This window comes from Limnohabitans sp. (assembly GCF_044361985.1).
In the GTDB taxonomy this organism is placed as follows: domain Bacteria; phylum Pseudomonadota; class Gammaproteobacteria; order Burkholderiales; family Burkholderiaceae_C; genus Limnohabitans_A.
This window is the reverse complement of the sequence record NZ_JBIKHV010000012.1, coordinates 51,150-59,405: the sequence shown is the minus strand read 5'-3', so window position 1 is coordinate 59,405 and position 8,256 is coordinate 51,150. Positions and strand designations below refer to the sequence as shown.

Genomic DNA, 8,256 nt, shown 5'->3' with positions numbered 1-8,256 from the left:
TGGCCGCGCACCGCGACGCCATGTTCCGTGGCGAACACATCAACACCACCGAAGACCGCGCCGTGATGCACTGGTTGCTGCGCCAGCCCGAAGGCTCTTTGTCAGGTGCTTTGGCGGCGCCCTTGAAGCAGGTGCACGGCACCCTCAAGCCCATGCTGGCGTATGCCGAGCAGGTCCGCGCAGATGCGCAAATCACCGATGTCGTGAACATCGGCATTGGCGGCTCCGACCTGGGCCCGCAGATGGCGGTGCTGGCCCTGCAAGATTTTGTGTTGCCGGGCAAACGCTTTCACTTTGTTTCGAATGTGGATGGCCATGAACTCGCAGCAGTGCTCAAAGACCTGAAGCCACAGAGCACGTTGTTCCTAATTGCCTCCAAAACCTTCACCACCCTGGAGACCATGACCAACGCCCACTCGGCGCTGGCCTGGTTCAAGGCACAAGGTGGTGCCGATGTGGCGCGGCACTTCGCAGCTTTGACCACCAACGTGGCAGCCGCAGCCGGGCTGGGCATCACCACCACCTTTGGCTTTTGGGATTGGGTGGGCGGGCGTTATTCGCTGTGGTCGGCCATTGGCCTGCCGGTGGCGATGGCCATCGGGGCTAAAGGCTTTCGAGATTTGTTGGCGGGGGCGCACGCCATGGACCAGCACTTTCAGACAGCCGAGCTGGCAGACAACCTGCCCGTGCGGCTGGGCTTGCTCGATGTTTGGTACCGCAACTTCTTGCACTACACCAGCCGCAGCGTTGCGCCCTACCACAGCGCATTGCGCAGGCTGCCGGCGTATTTGCAGCAGCTGGAAATGGAGAGCAACGGCAAGCGGGTGGATCGCAACGGGCAGGCGCTGCCCTACGGCACCTCGCCAGTGGTGTGGGGCGAGCCAGGCACCAACGGCCAGCATGCTTATTTTCAGATGCTGCACCAAGGCACCAACACGGTGCCGCTGGAATTCATCGCTGTGAAAAAGCCCTCACACCAGCTTGCTGTCCACCACGAACTGCTGCTGGCCAACGTGATTGCGCAGGCTCAGGCCTTGATGCTGGGCCAAGCCGACGAGGGCGGTCACAAACATTTCCCAGGCAACCGGCCGAGCAGCTTTTTGCTGCTGGACGAATTGAAGCCCAGCAGTCTGGGGGCCTTGATTGCTTTGCAAGAACACCGTGTCTTTGTCAGCGGTGCGGTGTGGGGCATCAACAGCTTTGACCAGTGGGGCGTGGAACTGGGCAAGCGTCTTGCACAGGATGTCCGTGCGCGCATGGCTTCGGGTGATGTGGCTGGGCTGGACGCCTCCACGGCGGCTTTGTTGGGCCGGGTGCGATGAGGGCTTGCACGCCCACACGGTGTGATGGGCCGAGCTTCGTTTAAGATTACAAAATGCGTCGTTTCTTCATTTGCTTTCTGCTTTGCCTCACGCCCTTGCGCTTGTGGGCCAGTGCGTGGATGCCCATGACAGAAAACCTTGCTTTCACATCTCCAGTGCAAGCCAGCATGAGCCACGAAGGTATGGACCACAAAGGCATGACTTGCCATGAAGCCTTGGAGACATCCGAACCCTTAAAAGCCGGGTCGCTTGATCTTGCCGCAGAGTCAACTGGGGATTTGGCGGCCGATGTGGCGATGCAAAAAGGGGCTTGCCACGATGGCCACTGCCAGTTTTGTGGGGTCTGCCATCAAACTGCCAGCCCCGTAGCTTGGACATTCACTGTGCCCGTTTTCCAAAGCCATCCCTTGCCCTTGAGCGTGCTTCGCCATGACGCTGGCGTGGCATCGCCACCCCTGATCAAACCTCCCATTTCCTGAATTTGTACCCTCAGTGCGTCTGCTGACCCTTGTGTTGGGCAGAGGCTTTGTTTGTCTGTTCATGGAAATCGTTATGGATCCCTTTTTAAACCGCACGCTGGGGACATTGGCCCTGGGCGTGGCAATGATGACGGCTGTTTTGCCCTTGGCCCATGGCCAAGAGGCCAGCGCCCCTCGCAGTTGGCAAGACGCCAACAAGGCAGTGGCCGAGTTTCCTCGTGGCCACATTGATGTGTTGCGCTGGGAACAAAAAAACAGGCCTCAGCCCCCCAGCGATTCAGGCGCCTCAGTGACGGGGCCATTGAGCCTTGAACGCGCAATTCAGTTGGCCTTACGGGACCCGATTGAGTGGCGCAAGCCAGGCATGAGCGCCGTCGAAATCTCTGAAATACGTCAAAAAATGGCCGCGCGGCGTTGGCAGGTGCAACGATTGTGGGTTGAAGCCGTTGCCAGCAGGCAGTCGGTTCAGCACAGCCGGGACATCCTGGAGGTGGCTGAAGCCGGGGCTGAATTGGGGCGTCGCATGGCCGAGGTTGGCAACTGGAGTCGGGCACGACAAATCGAGGAGGAGTTACAACTCTGGGATGCCAGAAGTCGCCTGGACAATGCCGAGTTGCAGGCAGAGCACGCCTGCATTGCACTGTGGCAACAGATCGGCGCGCAAATGACCGTGCAGGAGGTCGCGCAGCAGTTGCCTTTGCATTTGCCATCGCCTTGGCCGGATGAATTGTCCCCCTCGATCCTGGAAAATTTGACAGCCCTGCAAACTCAGGCGCTTAAAGCCAACGTGCGTTGGACGCTGCAAGATGCGCACGCCCGGCGGTTGATGTCTGGTCTGGGTTCGCTGGCGCCTGAGCAACTTGAAATATTTGAAAAAGCCTTGCGCAAAACCTCCGTCACTGAGCCACCCCTGTTCGATCCGCGTCGAATGCGTTGGGGTCATGCACTTGAAAATGCTTGGCAAGCCAAAGCCGATGCAGACCGTTTGGCCCGGCAAATTCAGGGTGATGTGCGGGGGGCTGTTGCCGCTTACAAAATGATGCGCAAGAGTGCACAGGCCCGTCAGGCCGAAGTGCTGCGCTTGCACACGGAGTTGGCACAAGAAACATTGCTGCGGTACAACGGCATGCTCAAAAGCTCCTGGGATTTGTTGGCCAGTGCCCGGACCCGCATTCAAAGTGTGGATGCTGCTTTGCAAGCGCAGCGCCAGGCTGGGTTGGCTCATGCTGACCTGACATCTGTGCTGGCGGGCCTGCCCTATGCAGCAAGCCTTTCTGCTGCTGGCCAGTCCAGTGGCGCCACTTCATCCAACGCCAAACCGGGACATTGACCATGCAACGCCGCGATTTTTTCAACAAAGCCATGGCCGCCGCAGGTGCTGCGGTCGCGACCACCGCCGTCAGTCGCAGTGCGCTGGCCGCCTTGCCTGAGCCAGTGATTCAGGCCAGCCCCGAAACTGCAGCACCTTGGACTCCTCCGGGTGTCACGGGGGCAGGTCGCCCCTATCGCCCCGTAGTCACTTTGAATGGTTGGACATTGCCGTTCCGTATGAAAAACGGGATCAAGGAGTTCCATTTGGTGGCAGAGCCTGTGGTGCGCGAAATGGCCCCAGGCTTTGTCGTCAACATGTGGGGTTACAACGGCCAAAGCCCCGGTCCGACCATTGAGGTGGTCGAAGGTGACAGGGTACGGATTTTTGTGACGAACAAATTGCCGGAACACACCACTGTTCATTGGCACGGCCAGCGCCTTCCGAACGGCATGGATGGTGTGGGGGGGCTGAATCAAAAACAAATCCCAGTGGGTAAAACCTTTGTCTATGAGTTTGAGGCGCGCCGCCCTGGGACCTTCATGTACCACCCGCATGCGGACGAAATGACCCAAATGGCGATGGGCATGATGGGCTTGTGGATAACCCACCCCAAGGGCAAGCACCCGAACATCAACGAGGTGGACCGCGACTATGCCTTCTTGCTCAATTCGTTTGACGTTGACCCGGGGGCTAAAACGCCCAACGTCAACACCATGCTGGATCAAAATATCTGGAGCTGGAACAGCCGTGTGTTTCCTGGCATCAGCCCCTTGGTCGCCCGTTTGAACGACCGGGTCAGGGTGCGTGTGGGTAACCTGACCATGACCAATCACCCGATCCACATCCATGGCATCGAGTTTGAGGTCACTGGCACCGACGGAGGCCCTGTGCCCAAAACGGCGCGCTGGCCTGAGGTGACCACCGATGTGGCTGTGGGCCAGATGCGGCAGTTGGAGTTCATGGCCGATGAGCCTGGTGATTGGGCCATGCATTGCCATAAAAGCCACCACACCATGGGCGCGATGGGGCACGCTGTACCCACCATGATCGGTGTGGACCACCGGGGTCTGGTCCAAAAAATCCAGAAGCTTATCCCCGACTACATGGTCATGGGCGAGCGTGGCATGGCCGACATGGGTGAGATGGAAATGGAGCTCCCAGCCAATACTTTCCCGATGATGACCGGCACCGGACCTTACGGCCCCATCGAGATGGGCGGCATGTTCACCACGCTGAAAGTGCGGGCGGACCAAAAGCCAGGGAACTACAACGACCCGGGTGATTATGTGCAACCCCCCGGTACGCAATCCTATGAATACATTGGCCCGGTGGGGGCTACATCGCGTGCACCGGATGCAGCCAGCACGCCGACTGCGGCACCCGCAGGCAGTGCACGCAAGCCTGAAAGTCACAAACACCACTGAGGGTGCTTATGACCGCTTGTCTCGATTCGAAACTTGAACCTCCACTTTGATCTGTCAGGAATTTTCATGAAGAAATCACGCCATTTTTTGTTGCTGATCGTTGGCCTGCTGACGTTGCCAATGGTCTACGCGCACGCTCCCAATGCCCATCAGGCGCACCATGCCAAAGCGCAGGACGTTGCGCCCGCTGAGCAAAAAGACTGGGGTATTGCTGGAGATCTGAAAAAAATAAAACGGAGTATTGAAATCCGCATGACCGACGACATGCGTTTCACACCCAACCATCTCCAGGTCAAGCTGGGTGAGACGGTGCGCCTGGTAGCGGTGAACACGGGCAAAGTGCTGCACGAGATCGTGATCGGAACCCCGCAAGAACTCAAAGCACACGCCGCGATGATGAAAAAGCACCCCGGCATGGCGCATGACGAGCCCTATATGGCGCATGTGGACCCAGGCCTGAAAGGGGAAATTGTCTGGACTTTCAACCGCGCAGGGACCTTTGAATTTGCCTGCCTGATTCCAGGCCATTTTGAAGCGGGCATGATCGGTCGCATCAGCGTTAAGTGAGGGAAAAAACCATGCCCAATTCAACATTCACCGTCATGCAAAGACGCCATTGGCTTGCAGCTGCCGCCTTGTTGGCTCTCACCGGTTTTCAACGCAACGCACTGGCGCAAGCGACCACCGTGCAGGTCTGGAAAGACCCCAACTGCGGCTGCTGCCACCTGTGGGTGGAGCACCTGCAGGCCAGCGGTTTCAAGGTCGAGGTGCGCGACGTGGGTAACACCGCCGCCCGCAAGCGACTGGGCATGCCCGAAAAACTCGGCTCTTGCCACACCGCCACCGTGGGTGGCTATGTCATCGAAGGCCATGTGCCCGCCGCCGACATCCACCGCCTGATCAAGGAGCGGCCACTCGCCCTGGGCCTGTCGGTGCCTGGCATGCCCATTGGCAGCCCTGGCATGGACGGCCCTGAATACAAGGGCCGCAAAGACGCCTATGACGTGCTGCTGGTGCAAAAAGATGGCAGCAGCAAAAGCTTTCAACACTACCCCGGCGTGCGCCGCATGGCGCAGCAAGGCGGCCTGCAACGCGCAAGCGATGGGGCAAGCACCTTGCCCTGGGCCACGGCAGAGGTGCGGCGCATCGACAAGGCGGCGCGCAAGGTGTCGTTGAAACACGGCGAAATCAAAAATCTGGATATGCCGCCCATGAGCATGGTGTTTCAGGTCAAAAATACCGAACAGCTTGAAACCTTGCGGGTAGGCCAGAAGGTGCGCTTTCAGGCGGTTCAGGAAAACGGTGCCTACTGGGTGGTGCAAATCGAAGTGGTGGGCATGTGAGGCCCTCATGCCACCCAACACGATCCATTGTGTCAATTCATTTTTCCAACCGATGACGAACATTTTTTCCGGGCGACTCATGGCCTTGTTGCTGTGCACCCTTACCCCCTTGGCTTGGGCGCATGGCATTTCGCAAGAAGACCGTCAGCGCATGCTGGACGGCAGTTACTTCCAATATGTGGGCCTGGGTGCCAGCCACATGCTCACGGGCTATGACCACCTGCTGTTCCTGTTTGGGGTGGTTTTCTTTCTGACCACTTTCAAGGACATTGCCAAATTTGTCACCGCGTTCACGCTGGGGCACTGCATCACGCTGATCTTGGCGACTTACTTCAAGATCACCTGGAACTTTTATTTGGTGGACGCCATCATCGCCATCAGCGTCATCTACAAAGGGTTTGACAACAACGGGGGCTTTCAAAAACACTTCGACATGAAGTCGCCCAACTTGTTGGTGGCCGTATTTGGTTTCGGTCTATTGCATGGTTTTGGACTGTCTACCCGCTTGCAGCAACTCCCCTTGGGCGACGACCCGGTGGCCATGTTGTGGCGCATTCTGAGTTTCAATGTGGGCGTAGAAGTCGGTCAGATCGCGGCCCTGAGTGTGATGGTGGCGGTACTGGCCTTGTGGCGAAATCGCCCCTCGTTCAAGCGCTTCAGCCGCATCGCCAACCTGGGTCTGATCTATGCCGGCATTTACCTGTTGTTCACGCAGTTGCATGGCTACCAGCATGACAGCCAGCCCGATAGCTTCCGTTTCCCGGCGCAAGAGCACCGACACGCCCACGAAGACATGGCCATCGAAGACACAACAGACGATAGTCGCAACGCGTTGAAATAACCCATTTCATTTTTAATTCACACACTCGAAGATTCATCATGAAAAAAATCATCGTTGCCTTCCTGACCCTCAGCACTGCTTTTTGGACCCCCGTTGTTTTTGCATCTGCAGGCGGGAGCTGCCACTTCCATGGCAACAAGCCTGCCGCCGAAGCCACCGTGAGCAGTTGCGCTTCCCAGCGCAAAGACGCCTTGGTCAAAAGCGGCAAACTCGACGCCGCTTGGAGCGCTGTAAAACCAGAAAAAATAGAAATGGTTGAAGGTAAAAAGAGCAAAGAATGGAAAGTCACCTTCAAGGACGCCGCTGCCAAGGATAAAACCAAGGAAACGCTCTATATGTTCTTCACCCCGCCTGGCAATTTCATCGCGTCCAATTTCACCGGTCAATAGACGATGCCCAAGGTGTCAGCCCATCCAGCTCTGAAAGGCGGGCTGCTGGCTTTGCTGGCAGCTGCCCTGTTCGGTTTGAGCACACCCGTGGTGCAAAGCCTGGGCAAGGGGGTGGGTTCATTCACGACCGCGTTTTTGCTGTATGCCGGTGCTGCGGTTGTGGCTTGGGTTTTAAGACAAGCGACGACACATGAGGCTGCTGTTCAGAAAAAAGATGGACCCAGACTGCTGGCCATGGCCCTGACCGGTGCGGTGATCGGCCCGGTCGCATTGGTCTGGGGGCTGCAGCACACCAGTGGCTCCAGTGCATCCTTGATGCTGACGCTGGAGGCTGTTTTCACCGTTCTTCTGGCCTGGCGGTGCTACGGGGAGACCTTGGACAAAAGGGTGGCCTTGGCGCTTGTCTTGTTGTCGGCTGGCGGCGTAGTTTTGGTCATGGAGCAGGGCGCTTTGGGTCAGGTTCAGCTTTTGGGCTTGCTCGCCGTGATGCTGGCCACATTGGCCTGGGGTGTGGACAACACGCTGTCGCGTGGTGTGGCCGACCGTGATCCTGGGCAGGTGGTCCTTGTGAAAGCCGCATTGGGTGCGGTGTGCACACTGGGTTTAGCCAAACTTTTTGATGAGCCGCTCCCACTTGCCGTGAACGCCATCGGGTTGGTGCTGGTGGGTGCCACCGGTTATGGCTTGAGCTTGCGGTTTTATTTGCTGGCACAGCGCACATTCGGTGCAGCGCGCACAGGCTCTGTATTTGCATTTGCCCCATTCATCGGTGCCCTTGGCGCCTTTGCTTATGGGGACCGTTCGGGCAGTGGGGGGATGCTCATTGCCGGATTCCTGATGCTGCTGGGTGTTCTATTGCACCTGATGGAAGCCCATGACCACGCGCACACACACGCCGCGCTGGAGCACGAACACGCTCACCGGCATGACGATGGACACCATGACCATGTCCATCAGCCCATGCCCACAGGCATGCACAGCCATCGGCACAAACATGAACCGCTGAGGCACTCGCACGCCCATGTTCCAGACGCACACCATGGCCACAGCCATTGACCGTGTGGTTTTTGAGACGCGTGATCTTGGCTTGAACCCAATGCGCGTGGCCCCATGAAAAAGCCCCGCAAGGCGTGAACCTTGCGGGGC

General features: G+C 58.1%; 8 protein-coding genes and 1 pseudogene. All 9 read left to right on the top strand.

Annotated features, from left to right (window positions below; all coding sequences use genetic code 11):
• On the top strand, positions 1-1,322 hold a 1,322-nt coding region (gene pgi / locus ACIQ3A_RS04435; protein ID WP_396430549.1), incomplete at its 5' end, for a glucose-6-phosphate isomerase.
• Between the two features lie 552 nt (positions 1,323-1,874).
• Positions 1,875-3,131, top strand: a complete 1,257-nt coding sequence (locus ACIQ3A_RS04430; protein WP_396430548.1) for a hypothetical protein — start codon at positions 1,875-1,877, stop codon at positions 3,129-3,131.
• A 2-nt stretch (positions 3,132-3,133) separates the two neighbouring features.
• A complete protein-coding gene (locus ACIQ3A_RS04425; protein WP_396430547.1) occupies positions 3,134-4,537 on the top strand; it encodes a multicopper oxidase family protein in 1,404 nt (467 codons plus the stop codon).
• Between the two features lie 66 nt (positions 4,538-4,603).
• Positions 4,604-5,104, top strand: coding sequence for a plastocyanin/azurin family copper-binding protein (locus tag ACIQ3A_RS04420; protein WP_396430546.1), 501 nt, complete (start codon positions 4,604-4,606; stop codon positions 5,102-5,104).
• An 11-nt stretch (positions 5,105-5,115) separates the two neighbouring features.
• Positions 5,116-5,589: pseudogene (locus tag ACIQ3A_RS04415) on the top strand (DUF411 domain-containing protein); the annotation flags it as partial.
• A gap of 15 nt (positions 5,590-5,604) precedes the next feature.
• Positions 5,605-5,880 (top strand): copper-binding protein, encoded by a 276-nt coding sequence (locus ACIQ3A_RS04410; protein WP_396430553.1) that lies wholly within the window; start codon positions 5,605-5,607, stop codon positions 5,878-5,880.
• A gap of 52 nt (positions 5,881-5,932) precedes the next feature.
• Entirely contained in the window at positions 5,933-6,721 is a 789-nt protein-coding gene (locus ACIQ3A_RS04405; RefSeq protein ID WP_396430545.1) for a HupE/UreJ family protein, read from the top strand.
• 38 nt (positions 6,722-6,759) lie between these two features.
• Positions 6,760-7,110 carry a DUF6488 family protein gene (locus ACIQ3A_RS04400; protein ID WP_396430544.1) on the top strand — a complete coding sequence of 117 codons (351 nt, stop codon included), beginning with the start codon at positions 6,760-6,762 and terminating at the stop codon, positions 7,108-7,110.
• Positions 7,111-7,113: 3 nt separating this feature from the next.
• The gene (locus tag ACIQ3A_RS04395; protein WP_396430543.1) at positions 7,114-8,166 is read left to right on the top strand and encodes a DMT family transporter; all 1,053 of its coding nucleotides are present in this window, start codon (positions 7,114-7,116) and stop codon (positions 8,164-8,166) included.
• Positions 8,167-8,256: the final 90 nt, after the last annotated feature.